Below are 1,736 nucleotides of genomic sequence, written 5' to 3' on the forward strand. Positions count from 1 at the left end.
TATTTCTATAATCATGGCAGGATTGTGCAAAATAAAGCGTCTATCGGTACAGACCCGTATGGCAAGCCCGCGCAGGTATTCCTGTATGAAGGAAGCATGGAGGAAATGGCGGGCTATATGGGGCGGATGCTTAAAAACGATTTGCAGAGTAACCTGAACCTGGATTTGTATAATGGTCATGCCATTGCACAAAAGCAGCAGGAACCCCAAGCCGCTATATTATCTAATGAGGATGTAAAAAAAGAGGTTGCAGGAAATGATTTAGGATATTCCGGACAAGATAAATCTAAATATCCTGATGACCTTGACCCATTCTGGCAGGCTATTGAAGATCACTGGTTCCCGAATGAAAAAGAACCATTGAATAAAGAAAAGGAAAATATCATCAAAGTAGAACCTTCCGAAAACGCATCGGATGCGGAATCCCGAGACATTCTTTTTGATGATAAACCTCAATCCGTAACGCGGGAGACATTAGAGGTCGATATCTCAGCTCAACCTGTAATGAGCCTGTACGACCTGTTCGGTTTTACACAGGAAGAACGCACACAGGTGAAACCCGCCAGAAGCAAGAAGAAAAGAAATAGCCCCCTAAATCCCCCGAGGGGGACTTCTATACCTTCTTCCCCCAAAGGCAAAGATAACCTTCAAAATACCCAAGCCTCTCTTAATTCTCCTGAAAAAGATATTAAAGGCCCCTCCTCCGGAGGGGTTGGGGAGGCTAACTCTTTTGAACCCCGCCCTTATTCGGGTGAACTTTTTGAGTTCCACAAGAAAGGCTCACTGGTAGAAGATAACGGTCAGGTAGGTTTCTTAAAAGAACGCTACCGGGATGATGCAGAGTTTCAGGCATTGGATGTTGCATTCGACCAGCGAGCAAAGATCAGCAGGTATATAGAGATACGCGATACGTATCATACTTTATACAATCATGAGGCGGAACACCTGACCGAACATGCCTCCCTGCGTGGCAACCTGAATTTGTGTTATGACAATTTTGTAAAACGTTATGGCTACCTGAACGACAAAAAGAACCTCGATGTCATTAAAATGGATGCCGGAGGCAGGGAGATGCTGTCGCTGGAGACACCTCTCCCCAGCCCTCTCCAAAAGGAGAGGGAGCAAGTCCTCCCTATGAGAGGACTTGGGAAGGCGGATATTTTCTTTCACCCCGTTGCATTCAATCCCAATGAGATTTCCGTTGCCAATACTTCAGACGAAGCCCTTATTGCATCACTGAATAAATACGGCGAAGTCCGGCTTGACTATATGGAGTCGCTGTTATCCGGGAAAAACAGGGAAGAGATTGTTTCCGAATTACAAGGACGTATTTATTTCAATCCCCTGATTCAGAATTACGAAGTCCAGGACCGCTTTATCGCGGGTAACGTTGTCGAAAAAGCGGAAGCCATAGAGCGCTACCTGCAAAACCATCCCGATGATATTCCGGCGCAGGAATCACTGAAAGCTTTACAGGAAGCTACTCCGCAACCTATCAGGTACGAAGAACTGGACTTCAACTTCGGGGAACGATGGATTGATACAAGTGTGTATGAAGACTATATGGGTAAACTTTTTGAAACGGACGTTAATATATCATACTATGCTTCCCGCGATGACTTTACTGTCAAAGCGGACAAGAGCAATATGATTATCAACGAAAAATTTGCCGTACAGGGTGAGAACAGGCTGTATACGGGTATGCACCTGCTCAAACACTCTTTGCTCAATACAAC

The 1,736-nt window shown here is 45.2% G+C and carries 1 pseudogene; it reads left to right on the forward strand.

Annotated elements, in window-relative coordinates:
* Positions 1-1,736: pseudogene (locus BUC12_RS19625) on the forward strand (DNA methylase); the annotation flags it as partial.

This window comes from Indolivaga macrotermitis (genome assembly GCF_900128985.1).
GTDB lineage: Bacteria > Bacteroidota > Bacteroidia > Bacteroidales > Dysgonomonadaceae > Dysgonomonas_A > Dysgonomonas_A macrotermitis.